Origin of the sequence: Vibrio sp. 1180_3, from assembly GCF_029478545.1 — a bacterium.
In the GTDB taxonomy this organism is placed as follows: Bacteria; Pseudomonadota; Gammaproteobacteria; order Enterobacterales; family Vibrionaceae; genus Vibrio; species Vibrio aestuarianus.
In genome coordinates this window covers 1-21442 of the sequence record NZ_SJFM01000001.1, presented here as the reverse complement: position 1 = coordinate 21442, position 21442 = coordinate 1, and the positions used below count along the sequence as shown (strand labels likewise).

General features: G+C 42.4%; 22 protein-coding genes and 2 tRNA genes. 17 read left to right on the top strand and 7 right to left on the bottom strand.

Going from position 1 to position 21442, the window contains the following annotated elements; genetic code table 11:
* Positions 1 to 119: 119 nt before the first annotated feature.
* From EYW48_RS00120 to EYW48_RS00110, 3 genes are all read right to left on the bottom strand, one after another.
* On the bottom strand, positions 120 to 626 hold the full coding sequence (locus tag EYW48_RS00120) for a Fe3+-citrate ABC transporter substrate-binding protein (RefSeq protein ID WP_053311008.1): 507 nt from the start codon (positions 624 to 626) through the stop codon (positions 120 to 122).
* A 202-nt stretch (positions 627 to 828) separates the two neighbouring features.
* Positions 829 to 905: transfer RNA gene (locus EYW48_RS00115), tRNA-Arg, on the bottom strand.
* Between the two features lie 54 nt (positions 906 to 959).
* On the bottom strand, positions 960 to 2093 hold the full coding sequence (locus EYW48_RS00110; RefSeq protein WP_277431723.1) for a flagellar assembly protein FlgT: 1134 nt from the start codon (positions 2091 to 2093) through the stop codon (positions 960 to 962).
* A 161-nt stretch (positions 2094 to 2254) separates the two neighbouring features.
* On the opposite strand from EYW48_RS00110, the gene EYW48_RS00105 reads away from it, so the two are divergent.
* Positions 2255 to 2890, top strand: coding sequence for a FlgO family outer membrane protein (locus EYW48_RS00105; protein WP_053310971.1), 636 nt, complete (start codon positions 2255 to 2257; stop codon positions 2888 to 2890).
* A 9-nt stretch (positions 2891 to 2899) separates the two neighbouring features.
* Positions 2900 to 3331 carry a flagellar assembly lipoprotein FlgP gene (gene flgP / locus EYW48_RS00100; protein ID WP_053310972.1) on the top strand — a complete coding sequence of 144 codons (432 nt, stop codon included), beginning with the start codon at positions 2900 to 2902 and terminating at the stop codon, positions 3329 to 3331.
* A gap of 69 nt (positions 3332 to 3400) precedes the next feature.
* On the opposite strand, the gene flgN is transcribed toward flgP, so the two are convergent.
* From flgN to flgA, 3 genes are all read right to left on the bottom strand, one after another.
* Positions 3401 to 3826, bottom strand: a complete 426-nt coding sequence (flgN, locus tag EYW48_RS00095; protein WP_053310973.1) for a flagellar export chaperone FlgN — start codon at positions 3824 to 3826, stop codon at positions 3401 to 3403.
* A gap of 32 nt (positions 3827 to 3858) precedes the next feature.
* Entirely contained in the window at positions 3859 to 4179 is a 321-nt protein-coding gene (gene flgM / locus EYW48_RS00090) for a flagellar biosynthesis anti-sigma factor FlgM (protein WP_053310974.1), read from the bottom strand.
* Positions 4180 to 4306: 127 nt separating this feature from the next.
* Positions 4307 to 5050 carry a flagellar basal body P-ring formation chaperone FlgA gene (gene flgA, locus EYW48_RS00085; RefSeq protein ID WP_080996365.1) on the bottom strand — a complete coding sequence of 248 codons (744 nt, stop codon included), beginning with the start codon at positions 5048 to 5050 and terminating at the stop codon, positions 4307 to 4309.
* Between the two features lie 80 nt (positions 5051 to 5130).
* On the opposite strand from flgA, the gene EYW48_RS00080 reads away from it, so the two are divergent.
* The 15 genes from EYW48_RS00080 to EYW48_RS00010 all read left to right on the top strand — a co-directional run bounded on the left by EYW48_RS00080 (position 5131) and on the right by EYW48_RS00010 (position 21186).
* The gene (locus EYW48_RS00080; protein WP_053310976.1) at positions 5131 to 6057 is read left to right on the top strand and encodes a chemotaxis protein CheV; all 927 of its coding nucleotides are present in this window, start codon (positions 5131 to 5133) and stop codon (positions 6055 to 6057) included.
* Between the two features lie 10 nt (positions 6058 to 6067).
* Positions 6068 to 6895 (top strand): protein-glutamate O-methyltransferase, encoded by an 828-nt coding sequence (locus tag EYW48_RS00075; protein WP_277431722.1) that lies wholly within the window; start codon positions 6068 to 6070, stop codon positions 6893 to 6895.
* A 271-nt stretch (positions 6896 to 7166) separates the two neighbouring features.
* Complete coding sequence (gene flgB, locus EYW48_RS00070) at positions 7167 to 7562, top strand: flagellar basal body rod protein FlgB (protein WP_053310978.1); 396 nt, start codon at positions 7167 to 7169, stop codon at positions 7560 to 7562.
* A 4-nt stretch (positions 7563 to 7566) separates the two neighbouring features.
* The gene (gene flgC / locus EYW48_RS00065) at positions 7567 to 7983 is read left to right on the top strand and encodes a flagellar basal body rod protein FlgC (RefSeq protein ID WP_053310979.1); all 417 of its coding nucleotides are present in this window, start codon (positions 7567 to 7569) and stop codon (positions 7981 to 7983) included.
* A 17-nt stretch (positions 7984 to 8000) separates the two neighbouring features.
* Positions 8001 to 8708 carry a flagellar hook assembly protein FlgD gene (gene flgD, locus EYW48_RS00060; RefSeq protein WP_053310980.1) on the top strand — a complete coding sequence of 236 codons (708 nt, stop codon included), beginning with the start codon at positions 8001 to 8003 and terminating at the stop codon, positions 8706 to 8708.
* A 29-nt stretch (positions 8709 to 8737) separates the two neighbouring features.
* Complete coding sequence (gene flgE, locus EYW48_RS00055) at positions 8738 to 10042, top strand: flagellar hook protein FlgE (RefSeq protein WP_053310981.1); 1305 nt, start codon at positions 8738 to 8740, stop codon at positions 10040 to 10042.
* Between the two features lie 196 nt (positions 10043 to 10238).
* A complete protein-coding gene (gene flgF / locus EYW48_RS00050) occupies positions 10239 to 10988 on the top strand; it encodes a flagellar basal-body rod protein FlgF (protein ID WP_171981319.1) in 750 nt (249 codons plus the stop codon).
* Positions 10989 to 11009: 21 nt separating this feature from the next.
* Positions 11010 to 11798, top strand: a complete 789-nt coding sequence (gene flgG / locus EYW48_RS00045) for a flagellar basal-body rod protein FlgG (protein ID WP_053310983.1) — start codon at positions 11010 to 11012, stop codon at positions 11796 to 11798.
* Between the two features lie 23 nt (positions 11799 to 11821).
* A complete protein-coding gene (gene flgH / locus EYW48_RS00040; protein WP_274671652.1) occupies positions 11822 to 12601 on the top strand; it encodes a flagellar basal body L-ring protein FlgH in 780 nt (259 codons plus the stop codon).
* Between the two features lie 47 nt (positions 12602 to 12648).
* On the top strand, positions 12649 to 13740 hold the full coding sequence (locus tag EYW48_RS00035; RefSeq protein WP_277431721.1) for a flagellar basal body P-ring protein FlgI: 1092 nt from the start codon (positions 12649 to 12651) through the stop codon (positions 13738 to 13740).
* Positions 13741 to 13750: 10 nt separating this feature from the next.
* Positions 13751 to 14656, top strand: coding sequence for a flagellar assembly peptidoglycan hydrolase FlgJ (gene flgJ / locus EYW48_RS00030; protein ID WP_053310986.1), 906 nt, complete (start codon positions 13751 to 13753; stop codon positions 14654 to 14656).
* 138 nt (positions 14657 to 14794) lie between these two features.
* On the top strand, positions 14795 to 16669 hold the full coding sequence (gene flgK / locus EYW48_RS00025; RefSeq protein ID WP_053310987.1) for a flagellar hook-associated protein FlgK: 1875 nt from the start codon (positions 14795 to 14797) through the stop codon (positions 16667 to 16669).
* Positions 16670 to 16679: 10 nt separating this feature from the next.
* Complete coding sequence (gene flgL / locus EYW48_RS00020) at positions 16680 to 17873, top strand: flagellar hook-associated protein FlgL (RefSeq protein WP_277431720.1); 1194 nt, start codon at positions 16680 to 16682, stop codon at positions 17871 to 17873.
* 397 nt (positions 17874 to 18270) lie between these two features.
* Positions 18271 to 19410: a flagellin gene (locus EYW48_RS00015; RefSeq protein WP_168521389.1), complete on the top strand. Its 1140-nt coding sequence runs from the start codon at positions 18271 to 18273 to the stop codon at positions 19408 to 19410.
* Positions 19411 to 20043: 633 nt separating this feature from the next.
* Positions 20044 to 21186 (top strand): flagellin, encoded by a 1143-nt coding sequence (locus tag EYW48_RS00010; RefSeq protein WP_261915242.1) that lies wholly within the window; start codon positions 20044 to 20046, stop codon positions 21184 to 21186.
* Between the two features lie 134 nt (positions 21187 to 21320).
* On the opposite strand, the gene EYW48_RS00005 is transcribed toward EYW48_RS00010, so the two are convergent.
* Positions 21321 to 21405, bottom strand: a tRNA-Leu gene (locus tag EYW48_RS00005).
* Positions 21406 to 21442: the final 37 nt, after the last annotated feature.

Sequence of the window (21442 nt, the reverse complement as noted above, 5' to 3'; positions counted from 1 at the left end):
TAAAATACTCGGTAATGGTGTTAGAATTTTTGATTGTAGAATAACTACTTATCAAAAAATCCCGCCTTGTCTTCAAGTATTTTTCCTATGCTATTTCTGATTACTTGCCGTGATTAGTATCATTTCAAATCTATGCTGTTTAATCGGCCCATGTAAACCAGGATATCAAGATAATCTTTGTAGGCTTCCAGCAATGCTTTTTTGGTTTTGGTATAAGCGCCAAGTTTGCCGTGTTTGTTGATAGAACAAACGACACTCTGGAACTCACAATTACCTTTATCATCATAGTGGCGCCAAGCTGCGATATAGCAAGGATCTCGAGCATCAGGGTTCTCCTGAGTCGGCCTTGGTTTATTGATAATCTTTGGCTCCAAACTATGAGGAAGGCGAGTCATCAGATAAGGATCTTTTAACAAACGGCGCCAATGTTTGCCCCACATTTCCATTCCTAACTCATTTCTTAACTTAATCGCCTTTTTCAACCCCTTTTTTTCACCAATACGAATGTAACCGACAGAGCGGTGCAAGACCGTATCATCAGGGGTATGGATGTGAATTTTATAGGCTGTTTTCGCCTTAGAGATAAAGCGGTGACCAGTATTTGTTATCAGGTTACTCTTTTTCATCATCTTTATATCGATAGTTCTATTATTATTTATTTTAGATTATTTGAAGTGGAACGTGTAGTGCGCACTATATATGAATAATAGTCGCTTGAATCAAGGTTGGGTGAGTTTTGAGTCAGAATAGCAGAGCCGTTAGCTGTATTTTGGATGCAAGAGATGAAACAAAGGCTAGCTGGGTTAACTGGCTAGCCTTTATTTTATATGGCGCTCCCGACAGGAGTCGAACCTGTGGCCTGCCCCTTAGGAGGGGGCCGCTCTATCCTACTGAGCTACGGGAGCTGAGGTGGGTAGTTTACTCAACATTTCCATAAAGTTAACCACCTAACTTAAAAATTAAAGCTGTTTGTGCATAACATCGCCAATTTGGATACTGGCGGCAAGGTTTTGTTGGTCAACGCTGAGCTCTGCTTCATTTTCATACACTCTTGTGACTGTCAGTGTGATATCACTTTGCGTCACTTTATTGCGAGGTAACCCTTTTTGGTCGATGAAAGAGCCGGTGTGCCACAACTGTAATTTATCCCCTGTTTTTACGCCGTGTACTCTTCCTAAATCAATGGTAATGGTATTACCAAACTTTGCGACCACTTCTGGTAAGGTAATTTTGCATGAAAGCTCAGATTCTAAATCCAACATAATATTTCGACTAACACGAAGCATCATGCTGCCATAGGTTGATGCCCAGAAGCGTGCGCTTTTCGTATCGACTTGGCTCGTTTTAGCAAAAGGCCACTTGGCCACTTCACGATAATTACGAGTGAGAACCTCTTGACCCGTTTTTCCATCAAAGACCTGTATCTGTATGGCAAACTGACGGTTAATCACATCATCAAGTAGCAGTTTTTGATCAATCGTTGCCGTTAAATCGGTAATGACACCGCCAAGAATATATTGTGCTCCTGTATCCTCTGCGATCATGGTTAATCGTTCTGAGTGTTGTTTGTCAATGGAATAGTCAGTGGTGCCAACGGAGACAAAGCTACGAGACTCTTGATCCAACTGACGCTTAATGACTTGAGCAAAGTCATCGCCCACATTATATATTTGCCCCATAACGGCTTGTTGTGGGGAAGCAAGGTCAATATTGCCCACTAAGAACGTCTTTTTATACTGACTTACGTGGCAACCTGTTGCCGAGGGATAAATATCAATTCGTGCTTTGACATACATGACACCTTGGCGTGTTTTATGTTCTTCAACCAATACATAGCGCACTTCGTGGTTAGTAAATTGATATTCATTACGTGAGGATTCTAGTAGTGGTCTTAGGTTACTAATACTACCAATGTCGGCCCCGGCAAAGTTTACCGCCTTATAAATGGCGTCTTCTAGTGCATTCAGGCGAGCGACTTCCTCAGAAGAGACAATTGCTGATGTGCCAGTCACTTCATACCATGCGGCATTTGCCGTTTGAGTAAAGCTTGTTATGTATAGTATTGAAAATAAAACAGAAATAATTTTTTTCATTGTTATTTACCAGTTAGGTATAAATTTTGCTTTTAGAATCTTAGCTGATGTAGGCAATGCATTTTGAAATAGTGACTAATTTTAAAAAGCAAAGAGTGTTCCAGTTTTTATTTTATAAAGTTTGGAGCGAAAGTTGCCTCAGTATATCTGGAGATAAGAGAATGAAAAAATGGCTTTCCATTGTGCCCGTAGTTTTTCTAACTGCCTGCGCTTACGCCCCGATTTATAACGGAAAAGAGCCATACAGTGGTTCACAGTTTATGTTAATGGAGAGTCCACGTCACACGTTGGATTTCTTTGTTGAGAGTATGACCGAAGATCTGATGGTTTCAAACACCAGTGTGTCTGCGCGTACGCCCATTGCTGTGACATCATTTGTGGATTTACAAAGTATGGATTCAACTAACTGGCTAGGTAATTCGGTGTCTGAAGGTTTTATCCATCAGTTCCAGCGTCGTGGTTTTAAAGTCGTAGATTTTAAAACGACAGGTTCAATCCAAGTGACTCAACAAGGTGATTTCGCCTTTAGCCGTGATTGGAAAGACCTAGCACAAGAGCAAGAGATACAATACATCTTGACCGGGACAATGCTGCGACAAGACGGTGGTGTTTTGGTGAATGCTCGTGTGGTTGGAATGCAATCGCGAGTAGTAGTTGCTACAGCGCAAGGCTTTTTGCCTGCAGATCGGATAGGACGAGATTTGGATACTCTGAACAGTATCCGAACGCAAGATGGTGTGTTAATTCGTTCAGATCCAACTATCACGCAACCTTACACGGTCATTCTGCGTCCATAGGAGATAACAATGAAAAAGTTGCTATTGCTTCTGGTTGCAGTGGTTATGGTTGGGTGTCAGCCACTGCAAACAATGAGGGCTGATGATTGGCTTACTGCCGTTGGTTATGCCAGCATTAGTGAGCAAACAGGGCGCAGTGAAGAGGAAAAGCAAGTACGTGCGATGCGTGCTTCTAAAATTGATGCGTATCGTGAGTTGGCCGAGCAGGTCTACGGCATGCGAGTTAGCGGTCGAGCTGAGTTGCAAAATCAACGTTTGGGCACTGAGCTGACATCTGGAGCGGTTGATGGGGTGATTCGTGGTGCTGAAGTGGTACGAAGCTATAAAGTTGGTGACAGTTACGTTACTGAATTACGTCTTGATATTCGTAAAATGGATAAATTACGTGATTATGGCGAGGTTCAACAAGTTCCTGAAAAACGTCAGCAGACACTCTTTTAACTTCACACTCTCTCCAGATCAAAAAAAGCGGCAAATATTGTCGCTTTTCTATTTTTTAACGCATTAAATTTATGCTTTTATGTTCGTACCTAATGTTGATACGGTATGCGTCTTACCGCCTGCATTGTATGTCATGCCTATTTTGCCATGACTTTGCTGCATCAAATTATTCAACTTATTAAAGCTCAATTGAGCACGTTGTAGTGCTTCACCGTTAACCAAGTTTGCTTGTTGGCAGTCATGGACAATCGAACGAATTTGATCAACGAGTTGTGACAGGTTTTCATCTTCAGTCAGGCTCTCGATATGAGGATGTTTAGCAATTCGCTGATCGGTCAGTTGCAGTTGTCCAATTAAGGTCATCTTTTGTTTAGCAATGGCTTCGATTTCTGTGGCGGCACGGCCAGTAATGGCTACTTTTTCTTTTTCAAGTAACTGAGAGAGTTCAAGTGCGTTTTTCAATTGAAAATCGACTAAGTCTTTCAATACAGCCATTATATTTTGCCTTAATTAGTCAAAAACTTGGATTACTCGAAGCCACCCAATTCTTTCTCAAATTTAATCATATTGTCTGCAAGTTTTTCAGGGTCAACCTTATATGAACCATTTGCAATCGCTTCTTTGATCGCTGCTACTTTTGCATTATCAAAACTGGGTTGCGACACCATTTTATTATGCATCTCACCGATTGCTTTTCCCTGAGAACTCAGTGACACCGCATCTTGATTTTGCGAAGAGCGGGAAACTGCATCGGATGATGATGAAGACGAATTTGATTCGGAACGAGCGGGGTTACGACTTGTCGTCGTTAATGTCTGCCCCGAACGTATGTTATCAATACCTGCCATATGTGAGCCTTATTAATGAAATGGAAACCTGTACAGTCAATATCGACAGTGTATTTAATTACTTTAGCACTTTTTTCTGCTTCACTTCGTTAACAATTTCCACACACTCACTGTCAAACTGAAGGTATTAAAATTGTACCGTTACTTCCGCAATTCCTGTCACTTGTGCATCTATTATACGGTTTGATTTGTCATTTTTCACTTTTATCTGCTCCCCCAAGATACCATCACTGAGAGCTGTTCCTTTAGTTGTGATGCTCATACCTTGTTTTACCGCCTGAATGACAACGCTTTCATTTCGACATACCACACAGATATCATTTTGTTCAATCACATCACCAAGGCGCACATTTCTTTTTACCTTTGCTCCGACTATTCTGTCGGTATCAGAAAAACCTTGTCGACGAAAGCGGTGTAAGTCTACCATGGTCATGGTGACATCTTGTTGAGTGATGATCTGGCCGCGAGACATAGGGGCGGCTGCAGTAACTAACGGTAAAGAAATCATCAGCCTGACAGGTACATAGACTTTCCAATTATCCTCTGTACACTCAACAAGAACGGTAATGTTACTCGCGGTACCATTATTTGATGAGGATGATGTAATTAAAGGCGAGGGGCAGTTGGTGGCGTAAATGCGCTCATCAATATTGGCAGCTTGTGCGTTTAACTCTCCACCGATAGGCCATTCAACCGTATCTAAAATATGCTGTTGTGCTGCTTGTTGAATTGATTCAATTTGCTCTAAAGTGGCAGAATGCACAGAAAGATTAAAGAAAAACAATAAAAAGCCGATAGATGTGTAAAATTTTCTATAGAAAGCTCTACACTTAGTTATGGAAAGTAGATGTAAGCATATTTGTGGATGCATCGTGCCTTTTCTCTGGTTTCTTCATAGCCTGTAGTAGACTACCACTTTTTAGCACAAAAGTTTGAGATGGAGATGAGCTTATGACGGGTATTCTTGATTCTGTGAATCAGCGTACGCAACTCGTCGGTCAAAACCGATTGGAACTCCTAACGTTTCGCCTGATGGGACGCCAACGTTATGGTATCAACGTATTTAAAGTAAAAGAGGTACTCCAGTGCCCTAAATTGACTTTAATGCCGAATTTACATCGCTTAGTAAAAGGTATTGCTCATATTCGAGGCCAAACTGTTTCTGTTATTGATTTAAGTTTGGCAGTTGGCGGACGTCCAACGACTGATCTTGATAAATGCTTTGTTGTTATTGCTGAGTTTAACCGAACAATCCAAGCATTCTTGGTCAGTTCAGTTGATCGAATTGTGAATATGCACTGGGAAGCGATCCTTCCACCGCCTGATGGTTCTGGTCGAGCAAACTACTTAACGGCTGTCACTAATATAGACAATGAGCTGGTTGAAATTCTTGATGTAGAGAAAATTCTGGCAGAAATTTCTCCTGTCGACGAAACTATGGATTCATCAATTGGTGAGTCTATTGCTCAAGTTGAAACAGAAAAAGAAATTGTGCGCCGTATTTTGATTGCTGATGACTCAACGGTCGCGCGTAAACAGGTACAAAGAGCTATCGAATCAATTGGTTTTGAAGTCGTTTCAGTGAAAGATGGCAAAGAAGCCTATGAGAAACTGGTTGAAATGGCTGCTGAAGGGCCTATTTACGATCAGATTTCATTGATTATCTCAGATATTGAGATGCCAGAAATGGATGGCTATACCTTAACTGCTGAAATTCGACGTAACTCAGATTTAAAAGATTTGTATGTAATTCTTCACTCTTCATTGAGTGGGGTCTTTAACCAAGCCATGGTTGAGCGAGTTGGCGCAAATTCATTTATTGCTAAATTCAACCCGGATGAGCTTGGGAATGCGGTGAAAGCTGCACTAGTTAACTAAAGAGAAATTAATGACAGCTATAACTATAAGCGATCAAGAATATCGCGACTTCAGCCGTTTTTTGGAATCTCAGTGCGGAATTGTACTTGGAGACAGCAAGCAGTACTTAGTGAGAAGTCGCTTAAGTCCTTTGGTTGCTAAATTCAAGTTAACCTCTCTTTCTGATTTGTTGCGTGATGTAGTGACAGGGAGAAATCGTGAACTACGTGTTGCTGCCGTTGATGCGATGACGACCAATGAAACATTATGGTTCCGTGACTCTTACCCCTTTACCGTTTTAGCGGAACGTCTGTTGCCGGAAGTGGCGGCAAAAAAACGTCCTATAAAAATTTGGTCAGCGGCAAGTTCATCAGGTCAAGAACCGTATTCTATGGCAATGACGGTATTAGAAACCCAACAGCGTAAACCAGGGATGTTGCCTAGTGTTTCGATTACCGCTACCGATATCTCCGCCAGTATGTTGGATATGTGCAAGGCAGGGATTTATGACAACCTTGCTTTAGGTAGAGGTCTTTCACCAGAGCGTCGTAAAACCTTCTTTGAAGATGCTGGCGATGGGCGTATGAAAATCAAAGATAACGTCAAATGCCTCGTTAACTTTAGACCTCAAAACCTGATGGAAAGTTATGCTTTACTGGGTAAATTCGATATTATTTTTTGTCGTAACGTATTGATTTACTTCTCACCAGACATGAAATCAAAAGTGCTTAATCAAATGGCGAACAACTTAAACCCAGGTGGTTATTTGTTGCTTGGGGCGTCGGAGTCTCTTACGGGGTTAACGGATAAGTTTGATATGGTCCGCTGTAATCCAGGTATCATATATAAATTAAAATAGTTGTTATTCATCTCAGACTTGCCCAGCTTTTGCTGGGCTTTTTTGTTTGGATTTTCGTTCATGTTGAGTTCTGTTTTGAGCGCCTGACTGTTGATGAGCTCTAAAGCGAGGTGTTTTCCGCTGTTCAAGTATCATTACGCCTCTTTTAGATAAAAGCGGCTTATATTTTGCAAAGGTAGCTAAGATTAAATTCAATTCACCATTTTAAAAGTTGGTACAGTAATTGCTTTAATCTAAGTGATAACGGTCAGTTCTTATTGTAGAGGTAAACATGGCTATTTCTTTTGACAATGCATTAGGTATTCACCAATACACTGTTGGTGTCCGTGAGCGCAATGCTGAGGTGATTTCCACCAATATCGCACAAGCAAACACGCCTGGCTTTAAAGCAAAAGGAATGGACTTCAGTAGAGCGTTGCAGGCGGCAAGTTCGGGGGCAAGCATTGGGCTTAACCGTACGGATGGTCGGCATATTTCTGCCTCTACCAATGTGACTGGGGAAAGTCTATATCGAACTCCTACCCAGCCGGATACGGGGGATGGTAATACGGTGGATGTGGATTTAGAGCGTAACTTGTTTATGCAAAATCAAATCAGACACCAAGCATCACTCGACTTCTTAGGAAGTAAATTCAAGAACTTAACGAAAGCAATCAAAGGGGAATAATTAGATGAGCCTATTTAATGTGTTCAATGTGACTGGTTCTGCAATGAGTGCTGAATCTGTTCGTCTAAATACAACCTCAAGTAACCTTGCAAATGCGGACAGTGTGAGTAGTTCTGCTAAAGATACTTACAAAGCACGTCATGCTGTGTTTGGTGCTGAGTTAAGTAAAGCACGTTATAACCGAGACCATAATGTGCCAGTGAAAGTATTAGGTATTGTAGAAAGCGATAAGCCGCTGAATGCGGAGTACAACCCAGATCACCCATTAGCGAACGATGAGGGTTATATCTATAAGCCAAACGTTAACGTAATGGAAGAAATGGCTAACATGATTTCTGCCTCTCGTTCGTACCAAACGAACATACAAGTGGCAGATGCAAGTAAACAAATGCTGCTGCGTACGCTGCAGATGGGTCAATAAGGATAAGGAGGTAGCGTATGGCCGGAATTAATAACGTTGGTCAAAGCGGCTTGTCCTATGTTGACCAGCTTAAAAGTCTTCAAGACCAAAAGAAGCCTGAAGATACAACGGGTAAGCAAGACCTCAAACAAGAGGATTTCTTATCGTTGCTCACCAAGCAACTTGCTCAACAAGACCCTTTTAAGCCGGTTAGCAATGACCAGATGATTGCGCAAATGGCTTCATTTGCAACCGTCGATGGTATTGGCAAGATGAACACTCAATTTGAGAGTCTCAACTCGTCAATGACATCAAACCAAGCTCTGCAAGCATCATCATTGGTCGGTCGTGATGTATTAGTACCAGGTGCGGCAGGGATTAAACAAGATGGTCAAGGTATGGCAGCAATGGTTAAGCTTCCTCAAAGTTTGGATAACTTGTTTGTCCGAATTGAGAACGAAGCTGGGCAATTGGTTCGTACCTTTGATGTCGGTGCAAAATCTGCCGGTGACAATCGTGTTGAATGGGACGGTAAAGACCAAAACGGTAATCCATTGCCGGGCGGCAAATACCAAGTGAAAGCTTCGGGTTTGTTGGATGGAGAAAGTAAAGAGTTTGCGGTATCGACCTATGCAAACGTCAATAGTGTTCTCCTTGGTAAAGGTGATGGTAACGTACTGCTCAATCTGGCTGGATTTACATCGCCAGTTAAACTTGCTGAAGTACTAGAAGTTGGCAAAGCGTAGTAAACGCTAGCTAGATAGGAGATTTTGGAATGTCATATATATCTTTAAGCGGTTTATCCGCAGCTCAGTTAGATCTGAACACAACCAGTAATAACATTGCAAACGCAAACACATTTGGCTTTAAAGAGTCTCGTGCAGAGTTTGGTGATGTATATTCAAACTCTTTGTTTACCAATGCCAAGACCACTCCTGGTGGCGGTGTTCAAGCAAACAAAGTGGCACAGCAATTTCATGAAGGTTCCAGTATTTATACCAACAACCCGATGGACTTGCGTATTTCTGGTACAGGCTTTTTTGCGGTCGCGAAAGAGCGTCTCATCCCACAACAAAATGAGTTGACGCGTAATGGTGCTTTCCACCTGAACAAAGACAACTACATGGTAACGTCGAACGATGAGTTTCTACTTGGCTATCAGGTAAACCCAGATACGGGTGATGTGCTTTCTTATGAGCCTCAACCACTGAACATTCCTGCTGAATTTGGTAAACCAAAACAGACCGCGAATATTGACGTTGGTGTTAACTTGCCTGCGAATGGTGAACTGAAAGATCCGACGTTATTTGATTTTAATGACCCGGAAACTTACAACCGTTCAACATCTTCGACTATTTATGACTCTATGGGTCAGTCGTATAAACTCACCACGTATTATTTGAAAGATCAAACTCAAGAGAATACATGGCAAACGTACTATACGGTGTCGGATAAAGCAGGCGAGAAGCCAGTGAATATCGTGGGTGGTGATGCGTCTACACCAACGGGTCATGTTGGTCATACGATGAAGTTTAATAATGATGGTACGCTGGCAAGTCTAAATAACGGCCAAAATATCGTTTCTGAACCGTTAGGCACAGGGGCTAACCCTATCGACCTAAACGGTGCCGATCCAAACCAAACTTTATCATTTAGCCTAGACTCAGCAACGCAGTTTGCCGCTCCATTTCAATTAACGAAATTTGATGAAGATGGTGCAACCACAGGTTTTTTAACCAAAATTGATTTTGATGAAAACGGTAGTGTATTAGGTACTTATTCAAACGGTGAAAACATTATGCTGGGTCGTGTTGGCTTAGTACGTGTACCGAATGAGCAAGGGCTAGATAAGAAAGGCGGTACACAGTGGGATTCTACGCAGTACTCCGGTGATAAAATCTGGGGGGAATCTAACAAAGGATCGTTTGGTACTATCAATAACGGTACGCTTGAGCAATCAAACATCGATATGACGCAAGAGCTGGTGGATTTAATTTCAGCTCAGCGTAACTTCCAAGCGAACTCTCGTTCTCTAGAAGTACATAATCAGCTACAGCAAAATATCCTACAGATTCGTTAATACCGTAACGGTCATTATCTGGAATACCAAGTTAGCGGCAACGTTAACTTGGTATTGTTGCCATTAGCAATGATAATCGGCAGTTTTCTCCCATATCTTCCTCTCTGTTTTTATTTAACCTATTGACTTTTAAGTGAAATAAAAGTTGGCACGTCAATTGCTTTTAATAATCGAACGATGATTATTGGAGCACATTATGGACCGCGCACTGTTTCTCGCCATGAGTGGCGCAAAACAAAACATGCAGGCAATGCAATTAAGAGCGAACAATCTAGCAAACGTCAGTACCACGGGGTTCCGTGCTGATTTGGCGCAAGCCCGCTCAATGCAAGCTTACGGTGATGGGTTACCGAGCCGAGTGTTTAGCATGACAGAGCGCCCGGGTCATCGTTTCGATCAAGGCAGTGTTATTACCACAGGTCGAGATCTCGATGTCACCGTCCAAGGTGATGGGTGGATTTCAGTGATGGATAAAACTGGCAGTGAAGGCCTAACTCGTAGCGGCAATCTTAATATCGATCAAAATGGTCTGTTGATGAACGGTAGTGGTCATCTAGTGTTAGGTGAAACGGGTGCTCCGATCACATTGCCGATTCCATTGAGCAAAGTCGAAATTGCCAATGACGGCACCATTTCTGTTCTTCCACAAGGTGCGCCTGCTGATGCAATGGAAATTGTTGATCGTATCAAACTGGTTCGCCCTAATAATCAAACGTTATACAAAGATACCAATGGTCTATTCCGAGCGAAGGACCCAAATGTGGCATTCGAAGCAGATGCCAATGTAAAACTGCTAAAGGGAGCTTTAGAAGGCAGTAATGTCAACGCGGTGAGCGAAATGACGAGCCTGATAGATCTTCAACGTCAGTTTGAAATGCAAGTCAAAATGATGAGTACAGCAGAAGACATGGACAAAGCGTCCGATTCACTGCTTCGCATGAGCTAATAAGCGCAAAAGGAGATTATTATGCAACCTGCATTATGGGTAAGTAAAACCGGGCTTGATGCTCAACAAACCAACATCGCGACGATCTCGAACAACCTAGCGAACGCCTCGACCATCGGTTATAAAAAAGGCCGCGCTGTATTTGAAGATCTATTCTATCAAAACATCAACCAGCCAGGCGGCCAGTCATCGCAAAATACCGAGTTACCAAGTGGTTTAATGCTAGGTGCCGGTTCGAAAGTGGTTGCCACGCAAAAAGTGCACACCAATGGTAATGCACAAACCACCACCAATAGCCTTGATATGATGATCGAAGGTGATGGCTTTTTTCAAATTTTGATGCCAGACGGTAATATTGCCTATAGCCGAAATGGTCAATTTACCTTGAACGATGAAGGCGCAATTGTTACTTCAGGAGCGGGCTATAATTTAGAGCCTGAAATTGTCATTCCGCCAGATGCTATCTCAATTACGGTAGGTAATGACGGGGAAGTTTCGGTTCGAGTGCGTGGCCAACAAGATAATCAAGTTGTTGGACAAATTACCACCGTTGATTTTATCAACCCCGGTGGTCTAGAACCTATTGGTCAAAACCTGTATTTACCAACGGGTGCCAGTGGTGACCCTCAAGAAGGGGTTCCAGGCCTTGATGGTCTGGGCGATGTTCGCCAATCGATGCTTGAAACTTCAAACGTGAACGTGACTGAAGAATTGGTCAACATGATTGAAGCCCAACGTGTCTATGAGATGAATTCAAAAGTTATCTCTGCGGTTGATAAAATGATGAGTTTCGTTAACCAACAGCTTTAATATTTAACTAAGAGAATGCCACGATGAAACGTTTATTGAGCCTAGCTTTTATCACTGTGATGTCTGGTTGTAGCATGTTGCAGCCACCGATAGAGACTCCTGAAACTGTACAGGGAACAACGGTTGTTGATGCCGTTGAAGGGGACAAAGCATCAGAAGAAAGTTCAGGTTTGGTTGATACATTACGTAATCGTACTGATCCGCTTGCTGGAGATCCAGCTTGGGCGCCCATCCATCCAAAGCAGAAACCCGAACATTATGCGGCTGAAACGGGATCGTTGTTTAATCTTCAGCACATCAACAGTCTATACGATGATTCTAAACCGCGTGGTATTGGCGATATCATTACTGTAAATCTTGATGAGAGCACTAAAGCGGCAAAAAGTGCCGATGCTGATTTATCAAAATCTAACGATTCCTCCATGGATCCATTAGCGGTTGGCGGTAAAGATCTCACTATCGGGGATTATAATTTTTCCTATGCGCTAAAGAATGATAATAATTTTAATGGCAGTGCTGAGGCAAACCAAAGTAACAGTATTTCCGGTTCTATTACAGTTGAAGTGATTGAAGTTCTTGCCAATGGTAATTTAGTGATTCGCGGTGAAAAATGGCTAACTCTCAATACGGGAGATGAGTATATCCGCTTAAGTGGTACCATTCGTCCAGATGATATCGACTTTGATAACACCATTGCTTCAACTCGTATTTCCAACGCTAGAATTCAATATGCGGGCACTGGCACTAATCAAGATATGCAAGAACCTGGATTCTTGGCACGATTCTTTAATGTCTCTCTTTAACGCCGAAGTTTTGGCGTAAAGAAAATAGAAATTAAGGTAACCAAACCATGAAAAAATTCACACTGTTTGTTTTGAGCCTGCTGTTGATTGCTACTCAAACACATGCTGCTCGTATCAAAGATGTATCTCAAGTCGCAGGCGTACGTAGCAACCAATTAGTGGGCTATGGTTTGGTGACAGGTTTACCAGGTACTGGTGAATCGACGCCTTTTACTGATCAAAGCTTCAATGCCATGCTGCAAAACTTCGGCATTCAGTTGCCACCCGGTACGAAGCCTAAAACCAAAAACGTTGCCGCGGTTATTGTTACCGCTGAATTGCCGGCATTCTCTAAGCAAGGTCAGGCGGTTGATGTAACGGTATCTTCCATTGGTTCGGCAAAGAGTTTACGCGGTGGCACGTTAATGCAAACTTTTCTCAAAGGTTTGGATGGACAAGTCTACGCTGTAGCACAAGGTAACTTAGTCGTGAGCGGGTTTAGTGCCAGCGGTGCTGATGGGTCAAAAATTGTTGGCAACAACCCAACTGTGGGGCTAATTTCAAGTGGGGCAATTGTTGAACGTGAAGTTCCTAGCCCCTTTAGCCGTGGCGATTTCATCACCTTTAACCTCATTGAATCTGATTTTACAACGGCTCAGCGCATGGCTGATGCGGTGAATAATTTCCTTGGTCCACAAATGGCAACAGCCGTTGATGCGACTTCAGTGCGTATTCGAGCACCACGAGATGTCGGCCAACGTGTGGCCTTTCTTTCTGCCATAGAAAATATCGAGTTTGATCTTGCGGATGGTTCGGCAAAAATTATTGTTAACTCACGTACCGGTACCATTGTTGTTGGTAAACACGTGCGCTTAAAAACCGCGGCAGTGACTCACGGTGGTATGACGGTTGCAATTAAAGAGAACCTGAATGTGAGCCAACCTAATGCTTTCTCAGGTGGTCAAACAGCGATCGTTCCTGATAGTGAAATTACGGTCACGGAAGCACAGGGTAAAATGTTCAAGTTTGAACCGGGTTTAACCTTAGATGATTTAGTCAGAGCAGTGAATGAAGTGGGTGCTGCACCATCTGACTTAATGGCGATTTTACAAGCTTTAAAGCAGGCTGGTGCAATTGAAGGCCAGTTGATCATTATCTAAGGAGATGAACATGATTAATAATCCGAATGATATTGGTTTTATTCACGATATCGCCAGCTTAGATAAGCTACGTCAGCAAGCCACGAATGGTGATAAAGACAGCGAGAATGCCGCATTAACGGCTGCAGCTAAACAGTTTGAAGCTATTTTTACCTCTATGCTGTTCAAGTCAATGCGCGATGCAAATGCTGATTTTAAATCGGAAATGTTTAATAGCCAAAATGAAGACTTTTATCGCCAAATGCTCGATGAGCAAATGTCGAGTGAGCTTAGTGCTTCAGGGTCGTTAGGCCTTGCAGATATGATTGTCGCTCAGCTGAGTCAAGGTAAGACTGAGCAACCAATGGATAAGCCGACCAGCGATGGTTTCCAAGAAGCGATGCGTCGTATTGAGCGTAGTAAAGCTTCAAAAGAGACGATGGAAGCAGAGAGAGTAACCGCTGAGCCAAGTCAATTCGATTCTCCACAAGCGTTTGTAACCTCAATGAAACCTTATGCGGAAAAAGCAGCAAGAGCGCTAGGTGTCGACTCTTCACTACTGTTAGCACAAGCGGCATTAGAAACAGGGTGGGGGCAAAAAGTGGTACAGAATGCACGTGGTAGCAGTAATAACCTCTTTAATATTAAAGCGGATCGCAGTTGGTCAGGCGATAAAGTTGCCACTCAAACGCTAGAGTATCACGACAATACACCTGTGATGGAGAAGGCTGCATTCCGCTCATACGATAGTTATCAAGACAGTTTTAATGATTATGTTCGCTTCTTAAATGATAATCCTCGTTACAAAACCGCGCTAAGTCATGGCGGAAATGATGAATCATTTATTCGTGGTATTCACGATGCTGGATATGCCACAGACCCTCAATATGCAGAGAAAGTATTAAGGGTTAAATCTCAAATAAACTCAATGGAATAACCATTTAACAGCCAGTATTACTGGCTGTTTTTATATCCTATCTTCAATTCTTTTAATTCCATTTATCTGGCATACATATTGCAAATACTAATTTAGATATTCAGTAACTACTGATTTGATTAGGTTTTCGGGGGCAGTATGGCGTCGGATCTTCTGAATTTAGGTACCCAAAGTGTACTTACCGCTCAGAGACAACTTAGCACGACAGGTCATAACATTTCTAATGTTAATACAGATGGTTACAGCCGTCAGTCTGTGATCCAAGGGACCAATGCGCCTCGTCAATACGGTGGTGAAACCTACGGCATGGGCGTGCATGTGGAAAAAGTTCGCCGCTCATGGGATCAATTTGCCGTTAATGAACTGAACCTTTCGACCACCAGTTTTTCTTTCAAAAAAGATGTGGAAGAAAATTTAGACATGTTGTCGAAAATGCTTTCCTCGGTCGCATCGAAAAAAATACCTGAAAACTTAAATGAATGGTTTGATGCCATTAAAACCCTTGCCGATAGCCCAAACGATGTTGGTGCGCGTAAAGTTGTGCTAGAGAAAGCTGACTTGCTCACTCAAAACATGAATGATTTCCATGAAACCATTCGCCGCCAATCAGATGTGGCCAATAAGGGGTTGGATCTGGGTATCGAGCGTATTAACCAATTAGCACTTGAATTACGAGATTTGCAACGTTTAATGATGCGCACCCCTGGCCCACATAACGACTTGATGGACCAACATGAAAAGCTCGTAGCTGAACTTTCTGAATACACCAAAGTTACCGTGACGCCAAGAAAAAATGCGGAAGGTTTTAATATCCATATTGGTAATGGCCACACTTTAGTATCTGGTACGGAAGCCAGCCAATTAAAAATGATTGATGGGTATCCTGATGTTCACCAACGACGTTTGGCGATGGTTGAAGGTCAAGGCATTAAACCGATCACTTCCAAAGACATTGATGGGAAAATTGGTGCTTTGCTTGATATGCGTGACAAACATATTCCATATTTAATGGATGAACTAGGGCGTATGGCTAACTCATTTTCTTATGAAGTGAATAAGTTGCAATCCCAAGGTTTGGATTTACGTGGCAATGTAGGGCGAGCCATTTTTACTGATGTAAACTCTGATTTAGTGGCACGTTCACGTGTGGTGACATCCAGTAATTCGCAAGCTGATTTAGCGGTCTTCATCGAAGATATATCACTATTGAAAGGCGGAGAGTACTCTCTGCAATTCAACGGCAGTAACTATGTTGCCACTAAACCCAGCGGTGAGCAGGTTAATGTTCCGGTTGTGCGTGACAGTATTTTCTTAGATGGAATGCGAATAGATATTCGCAATGCGCCAGAAACAGGGGAGCGAGTTTTACTGCGTCCAACTCGCAACGGTGCGGCAATCATGAAGATGGCAACCAATGACCCAACGGCAATTGCCGCTCAAAGTTTTGAAGCTTCCACTACGTTTGCTCAAGGTACGGCCAAATTTAACATACTTGCGGCGGGGGATGTGCGTGAGTTTGAAGTTGTCGTGTCACCCCAAGGCGATCAGTTTGCAGTAACGGACACTAAGGGCAATATATTGCTCGCGCCACAAGCGTATCCACCATCAAGTCCAGTCACAGTGTTAGGTACTACTTTTGAGTTAACACCTGGCGCGTTGCCCAATGATAAATTTACGGCAAACCTTGTCCCCTCTGAAGGTGATAACGGCAACTTGCGCAAAATGCAGAACATTCAAACCGACAAGAAACTCAATGATAACGAATCAACAGTGCTAGATATTTATCATAACCTTAACACTGATGTTGGTTTGCAATTAGCCACGGCTTCCCGTTTGACCGATGTGTCTAGGCTTGAGAAAGAAGCAGCGCAAGAACGAATCGCTTCTATCTCTGGGGTAAACCTCGATGAAGAAGCCGCCAACATGATGAAATTCCAACAAGCGTATATGGCTTCATCGCGGATTATGCAAGCGGCCAATGAAACGTTTAACACGATTTTGCAACTTAGATAGGGGGCGATAAATGTTAACTAGAATATCCAGCTTCCATAATTACCAGTCAGTGCAAAACGATATTCGTCGCCAAGAGTCTAAAGTTCACCATAACCAAGCTCAATTGGCGTCGGGAAAGAAACTATTATCGGCCAGTGATAATCCACTGGCGACTCATTACATTCAAAATGTGGGTCAGCAAGAAGAGCAACTACGCCAGTATTTGGATTCGATTGTTTTAGTCAGAAACCGTCTAGAGCATCAAGAAGTGATTATTGCCAATACGGAAAGTTTCGCAGACCAAGCGAAACGAACGGTAATGGAAATGATTAATGGCTCGTTATCGCCGGAAGATAGAGAAGCGATGGCGCGTGAGTTACAAGAAGTCTCAAATAATGTGCTCAACTTAGCGAATGTTCAGGATGAGTCTGGTAACTATATCTTTGGCGGAACAAAGCCCAAGAACCAACCGTTCTTTAGAGATAACGCTGGTAACGTAACATATTCCGGCGATGACTATCAGCGAAAGATGAAAATCTCCAATAGTTTAGAAGTCCCTTTTAATAATCCAGGAAGTAAAGTCTTTATGGAGATTGATAATCCTTTTGGCGACTATGAGCCAGACTATCAATTAAAAGAGGGGTCTGAATTACTGCTTGAGCGAGCGACAAACTTAAACCCTGACGACCAATCTAGCTACAAAGTTACTTTTGTCGATATGCCTAACGGTAAATATGGCTATCAATTAGAACAAGATGGCAGTGTCGTCTCTGCGGATGAGTTTGATCCGCAAAAAGGCATTCAATATCAAGATATAACGATTCATGTGAAAGGACAAATCTCGAAAGGTGATGTTGTCTCTTTGGAACCTCGTTCTACATATAGTCTTTTTGATAGTTACAAAGAGGCTATCGCGTTGTCCCAAAGTTCGGTTTCTGATGCGTCATCAACGGCGAAATTACATCAGATAACCGAAGAGTTTCATGCTGCATTTATCCACTTAAATAAAGTGCGTACTGATATTGGTGCACGTTTAAGTACTTTAGATATTCAAGAAGAACAGCATGAAGATTTTAAAATAAGTTTGGCGAAATCGAAGAGTAATTTTGAAGATCTCGATTATGCCGAGGCTGTGATCGAATTTAATGAAAACTCCCGCGCATTGCAGGCTTCGCAACAAGCTTTTGGTAAAACGAAAGATTTAACCCTGTTCAACTATATCTAAACTTCATTGCCTTATGTGCTTAGCCATATGTGCGAAGAATAGAATGTGTTGAAAAATTGGCCTGAAAATTGCCTATATACAATCGAAAGGCAAAGTGGCAACAGAGCGGCAAACGAAAGTGGCAACTCAGTTGTTAAGTAGAAAAGGTTAGATGCATAGTCACAAAGATAGGATGGAAATATTCTTATAAGTGATTAAAAAACAAAGAGTATTGATTTTAATATCAGATGTTTTCAAAGTTGGCATACTAATTGAATTGTTTATATCAGAGTTGATACAACAAGTTTTTAAATCGGCAAATAGCGGATTTAGCAAGTTATTCACGGTCAGTGCTTCCAAATGAGAGTAAAGCTGGCCGCTTCGCAAAAAGCTTGCGAACTCACTAGGAGAGCAAATTATGACCATTACAGTAAATACTAACGTTTCGGCGATGACCGCTCAGCGTTACCTAAATAAAGCATCTAATGAACTGAATACTTCGATGGAACGTTTATCATCAGGTAATAAAATTAACAGTGCAAAAGATGATGCAGCAGGTCTACAAATTTCTAACCGCCTAACTGCACAATCACGTGGTTTGGATGTGGCAATGCGTAACGCCAACGATGGTATTTCGATTGCCCAGACAGCGGAAGGGGCAATGAATGAGTCAACAAGCATCTTACAACGCATGCGTGACCTTTCTTTGCAATCGGCCAATGGTACGAACTCAGCATCAGAGCGTCAGGCGTTGAATGAAGAAGTGAGTGCATTGCAAGATGAGCTAAACCGTATTGCAGAAACCACATCATTTGGTGGTCGTAAGCTACTTAACGGTTCATTTGGTGAAGCTTCCTTCCAAATCGGTGCGAGTTCAGGTGAAGCCATTATCATGGGGCTAACCAGTGTACGAGCCGATGATTTCCGGATGGGGGGCCAATCATTCGTGGCTGACCAAGGGAAAACCAAAGATTGGGGTGTACCGCCCACAGCTCGCGACTTAAAGTTTGAATTCACGACTAAAAGTGGCGAGGCAATTACACTGGACGTTATTGCTAAAGATGGCGATGACATCGAAGAACTTGCTACCTACATCAATGGTCAAACCGACAAGTTAACCGCATCGGTTGATGAAGAAGGTAAGCTGCAAATTTTTGCCGCAGAGCCTAATTTACAAGGTGATTTAACCATATCTGGTGGTCTAGCTACCGAGCTTGGTTTAAATGGCGGACCTGGCCTGAATTCAACGGTTCAAGATATCGATGTTAGGTCAGTCGGTGGTTCACAAAATGCGGTTGGTATTTTGGATGCGGCGTTGAAATATGTTGATTCACAACGAGCTGACTTAGGTGCGAAACAAAACCGATTAAGTCACAGTATCAACAACTTGGCCAATATCCAAGAAAACGTTGAAGCATCAAACAGCCGTATTAAAGATACTGATTTTGCGAAAGAAACAACGCAAATGACAAAAGCACAAATTCTGCAACAGGCAGGGACATCAATTCTTGCTCAAGCAAAACAGTTGCCAAATTCTGCAATGTCACTATTGCAGTAATGTTAGGATCCTTCATTAATCGACTCAGACGTGGGTATGTTATGAAGGAATCCTTGGCAAAGCATGATTATTGTTGGATATAAAGCTCTCTCAAGATTTACCCTGCTTTATATTTCATGTGATAACCATGCGCCCCGGTCAGTCGGTAATGTGTTCATTTCTCTGATCTCCACATTGGCTCTGACTACCAACTAGCCCCAGTTCTCTCAAAGGAAAAGGGGCTTTTCTTTGTCTAAAATACCTTCCGAACTCTTCATTTTCCTACTCTATCCCCTTCCTACATGAAGCTGCAGCGGTGTTGGTTCCCCAATCACATAGTTTATCTATGCTCATGGGAATGAACTCACTTGCCGCTTACCTGCAATTTCAAGTTGTTTGAGTATGTTGCCATTATTCCTACCGACGGATATCGACAAAGCTTTAGCTCTATTTTTATGATTTCTTAAGTTTTTGCCATTGAAGTCCCGTTTTTTATTCAACTTGCTTATTTTTTAATAAATATGCATTTCGCGGCTAAAGGAATCGTCATAGCAGTCGCTAATACTAGTAACTTTGAGAGAACTACCTGGTTATCCGAGACGTCGGAAACCGTTCCAAGTTACGCTACGTCGGATAATCATTAGGAGAACCACTATGGCGGTTAATGTAAATACAAACGTTTCAGCAATGACAGCACAGCGCTACTTAAACAGTGCAAGCAATGCGCAACAGTCATCAATGGAACGTCTATCATCAGGCTTCAAAATCAACAGTGCGAAAGACGATGCAGCGGGTCTACAGATCTCTAACCGTTTAAACGTACAAAGTCGCGGTCTAGATGTTGCGGTACGCAACGCGAATGATGGTGTTTCAATTGCACAAACAGCGGAAGGTGCAATGAATGAAACTACGAACATTCTACAACGTATGCGTGATCTTTCTTTACAATCTTCAAACGGTTCAAATTCTAAGTCTGAGCGTGTTGCGATTCAAGAAGAAGTCACCGCACTTAATGATGAGTTAAACCGTATTGCGGAAACTACATCATTCGGTGGTAATAAACTGCTTAACGGTACCTTTGCAACCAAGTCGTTCCAAATCGGTGCTGATAATGGTGAAGCGGTAATGTTAACGCTGAACAATATGCGCAGCGATGACAGTGCAATGGGCGGAACAAGTTTTGTTGCGACTAATGGTCAGGATAAAGATTGGGCCATTGGCGCGACTGGTAATGACTTGAGTATCGCTTTGACTGATTCTGACGGAAATGCTCAAACTATCGCTATCACGGCAAAAGAAGGCGATGATATTGAGCAGCTAGCAACCTATATCAATGGTCAGACTGATATGGTTAAAGCATCGGTAGATGAAGACGGTAAACTGCAAGTTTTTGCCGATGGTAATGATATCGACACTAGCTCTGTAGCGTTTACGGGTTCTCTTGCGACTGAACTAGGGCTTGATACACCAACTACTAAGGATGTTACAGTTAACAATATTGACGTAAGAACTGTTGGTGGATCACAAGAGTCGGTTGCCATTCTTGATGCCGCGCTAAAAAATGTGGATAGCCACCGTGCAGAGTTGGGTGCATTCCAAAACCGTTTTGGCCATGCGATTAACAACTTAGATAACATTAACGAAAATGTGAATGCTTCTAAGAGCCGCATTAAAGATACAGATTTTGCCAAAGAAACGACTGCACTGACTAAAGCTCAGATCCTTTCTCAAGCATCAAGTTCAGTATTGGCTCAAGCGAAACAAGCACCAAATGCTGCTCTTGGTCTACTTGGCTAAGGCTAGTACTAATGAAGAATCCAGCTACGGCTGGATTTTTTTGGCTTGGATAATGTTGAAATGGAAGATGTGGGCGACAGGAATATCACATCTAGTGAAAAAGAAAAAACCCAGCAAAGCTGGGTTTCTAATAATGGTGCGGAAGGAGAGACTTGAACTCTCACACCTTGCGGCGCCAGAACCTAAATCTGGTGCGTCTACCAATTTCGCCACTTCCGCAACTTATTCTGTAGATTAACTGGAAATTGGAGATCCA

Bases quoted from the DNA above. Each gene is read 5' to 3' on its own strand.
- EYW48_RS00010 (WP_261915242.1), top strand. From the start codon at position 20,044: ATGGCGGTTAATGTAAATACAAACGTTTCAGCAATGACAGCACAGCGC.
- EYW48_RS00015 (WP_168521389.1), top strand. From the start codon at position 18,271: ATGACCATTACAGTAAATACTAACGTTTCGGCGATGACCGCTCAGCGT.
- flgE (WP_053310981.1), top strand. From the start codon at position 8,738: ATGTCATATATATCTTTAAGCGGTTTATCCGCAGCTCAGTTAGATCTG.
- flgK (WP_053310987.1), top strand. From the start codon at position 14,795: ATGGCGTCGGATCTTCTGAATTTAGGTACCCAAAGTGTACTTACCGCT.
- EYW48_RS00035 (WP_277431721.1), top strand. From the start codon at position 12,649: ATGAAAAAATTCACACTGTTTGTTTTGAGCCTGCTGTTGATTGCTACT.
- flgF (WP_171981319.1), top strand. From the start codon at position 10,239: ATGGACCGCGCACTGTTTCTCGCCATGAGTGGCGCAAAACAAAACATG.
- EYW48_RS00105 (WP_053310971.1), top strand. From the start codon at position 2,255: ATGAAAAAATGGCTTTCCATTGTGCCCGTAGTTTTTCTAACTGCCTGC.
- EYW48_RS00110 (WP_277431723.1), bottom strand. From the start codon at position 2,093: ATGAAAAAAATTATTTCTGTTTTATTTTCAATACTATACATAACAAGC.
- flgG (WP_053310983.1), top strand. From the start codon at position 11,010: ATGCAACCTGCATTATGGGTAAGTAAAACCGGGCTTGATGCTCAACAA.
- EYW48_RS00120 (WP_053311008.1), bottom strand. From the start codon at position 626: ATGAAAAAGAGTAACCTGATAACAAATACTGGTCACCGCTTTATCTCT.
- flgD (WP_053310980.1), top strand. From the start codon at position 8,001: ATGGCCGGAATTAATAACGTTGGTCAAAGCGGCTTGTCCTATGTTGAC.
- flgM (WP_053310974.1), bottom strand. From the start codon at position 4,179: ATGGCAGGTATTGATAACATACGTTCGGGGCAGACATTAACGACGACA.
- flgA (WP_080996365.1), bottom strand. From the start codon at position 5,050: ATGCATCCACAAATATGCTTACATCTACTTTCCATAACTAAGTGTAGA.
- flgB (WP_053310978.1), top strand. From the start codon at position 7,167: ATGGCTATTTCTTTTGACAATGCATTAGGTATTCACCAATACACTGTT.
- flgN (WP_053310973.1), bottom strand. From the start codon at position 3,826: ATGGCTGTATTGAAAGACTTAGTCGATTTTCAATTGAAAAACGCACTT.
- flgC (WP_053310979.1), top strand. From the start codon at position 7,567: ATGAGCCTATTTAATGTGTTCAATGTGACTGGTTCTGCAATGAGTGCT.
- EYW48_RS00080 (WP_053310976.1), top strand. From the start codon at position 5,131: ATGACGGGTATTCTTGATTCTGTGAATCAGCGTACGCAACTCGTCGGT.
- flgH (WP_274671652.1), top strand. From the start codon at position 11,822: ATGAAACGTTTATTGAGCCTAGCTTTTATCACTGTGATGTCTGGTTGT.
- flgP (WP_053310972.1), top strand. From the start codon at position 2,900: ATGAAAAAGTTGCTATTGCTTCTGGTTGCAGTGGTTATGGTTGGGTGT.
- flgL (WP_277431720.1), top strand. From the start codon at position 16,680: ATGTTAACTAGAATATCCAGCTTCCATAATTACCAGTCAGTGCAAAAC.
- flgJ (WP_053310986.1), top strand. From the start codon at position 13,751: ATGATTAATAATCCGAATGATATTGGTTTTATTCACGATATCGCCAGC.
- EYW48_RS00075 (WP_277431722.1), top strand. From the start codon at position 6,068: ATGACAGCTATAACTATAAGCGATCAAGAATATCGCGACTTCAGCCGT.